4 protein-coding genes are annotated in these 1,593 nt (G+C 35.9%); 3 read left to right on the forward strand and 1 reads right to left on the reverse strand.

From position 1 onward, the window contains the following. Positions 1-194 precede the first annotated feature (194 nt). From HMPREF2586_RS05365 to HMPREF2586_RS05375, 3 genes are read left to right on the forward strand one after another with little or no spacing between them, the layout of a single operon-like run. Positions 195-731 carry a TetR/AcrR family transcriptional regulator gene (locus HMPREF2586_RS05365; RefSeq protein ID WP_070812664.1) on the forward strand — a complete coding sequence of 179 codons (537 nt, stop codon included), beginning with the start codon at positions 195-197 and terminating at the stop codon, positions 729-731. Continuing rightward, on the forward strand, positions 732-1,040 hold the full coding sequence (locus HMPREF2586_RS05370; protein WP_070812665.1) for a DMT family transporter: 309 nt from the start codon (positions 732-734) through the stop codon (positions 1,038-1,040). 10 nt (positions 1,041-1,050) lie between these two features. Further along, positions 1,051-1,398: a DMT family transporter gene (locus tag HMPREF2586_RS05375; protein ID WP_070812666.1), complete on the forward strand. Its 348-nt coding sequence runs from the start codon at positions 1,051-1,053 to the stop codon at positions 1,396-1,398. Positions 1,399-1,476: 78 nt separating this feature from the next. On the opposite strand, the gene HMPREF2586_RS13015 is transcribed toward HMPREF2586_RS05375, so the two are convergent. Next, entirely contained in the window at positions 1,477-1,563 is an 87-nt protein-coding gene (locus tag HMPREF2586_RS13015; RefSeq protein WP_118003385.1) for a type I toxin-antitoxin system Fst family toxin, read from the reverse strand. Positions 1,564-1,593: the final 30 nt, after the last annotated feature.

The following is a 1,593-nucleotide window of genomic DNA, read 5'->3' on the forward strand; positions in this document are numbered from 1 at the left end:
TTATACTATAAACTCAACTTTGCAACAGAACCGTCCTGAGGAAGACAACCAAGAAGTTGTAGACAACGAAGCGGATGTTTGTCAAAGAAAATAATGATACTTATTCAAATTTCACTCTTGACTTTACGGAAGAATTCGTGCTATATTTACTTTACTGAACGTTTGGTATAGTAAATGTTAAAAGAGGTATACACATGAAGAAAAAAGATCAATTACTCATCAATGCAGCAAGAATCGTAAACGAAGAAGGTATTCAAAAACTCACCATGAGCTATCTAGCAGAGGCATCAGAAATCACTAAGGGTGGCATACTTTATCATTTTGAAAACAAGGAAGAATTACTCTACAAAATGAACGAAAAAGTCATCAATGAATTTGAAGACAGTATTCGTGGTTATAAAGCAAACTTAACAGGTCCATACCAATACACTAGAGCATACGCCTTAGCAACTATGGATTACTTAACAGAAATAGAGAATATTCTATTACCTGCAGTATTCATTTCTTCCTACGAAGACAAAAGAAGTAAGGCATATTGGGAAGATACAATTAAACGTTGGGATGAAGCTTTTGAAAATGATCAAGGGGATCAAAATAAGATACTCGAACTCAGAATGATTTGTGACGGAATTTGGTTTACTTTAACCTATAACATTAGCAGTGAATACAAAGAGAAAATGGAGACAGTTGTTAGAAACTATATTCAGTCCTTAGAAAAGGAAGTGAATTAAATGCCATACATTTATTTATTAGGTGCAATTTTATCAGAAGTATTCGGTACAACCATGATGAAATTGACAGCAACAAGTGATAACAAACTCTATATTGTCGGAATTGCAGGCGGTTATATACTCGCATTCTTTTTACTCTCACTCTCATTAATCAGCTTGCCATTAAGCTTTGGCTACGCTGTATGGAGTGGGGCAGGCACAGCCTTCACTGCCATGGTCGGATTTTTAGTATTCAAAGAACAAATCACAAAAAATGCACTCATCGGCATCATTTTAATTATTGTCGGTGTTGTGCTGATGAGAGTTTAAGGAGAAAATTATGAAACACTTTTTAATATTAATTACATCGATACTATTTGAAGTATTCGCCACATCCATGTTAAACCTATCTCAAGGCTTTACAGTTTTAGCTCCGACGATTGGTATGTTTATTGGTTACGCCGCATCATTTACCTTATTAGTGATATCCTTAAAAGGTATACCACTTAGCATTGCCTACAGTGTTTGGGCAGGACTAGGCACGGTCGGTACAGCTATAGTTGGTATATTCTTATTTAATGAAGTCCTCACTTTAATCAATATTAGCGGTCTAGCTATTATTATAGTCGGGGTTGTCATTATGAATATGTCTAAGAAAGAAGAGAGTGGAGCAGACGGTGTAGTTTAAGTTCAAATAGATTTAGACTTTCACACACTAACCCCGAGTTGCTGGGAAGAACAACTCGGGGCTTTTTGTGCTTATCGCCTAATCTTTCCTTTGTAATTCAAGCCAGTGCTTGAACAGTTGGACGATGCATCCAACGATGACCGGTCCTACAAAATATACAAAAATAGTTCATACAGAAGACTCCTTTTTGTTAAA

Origin of the sequence: Staphylococcus sp. HMSC034G07, assembly GCF_001835975.1 — a bacterium.
In the GTDB taxonomy this organism is placed as follows: Bacteria; Bacillota; Bacilli; order Staphylococcales; family Staphylococcaceae; genus Staphylococcus; species Staphylococcus ureilyticus.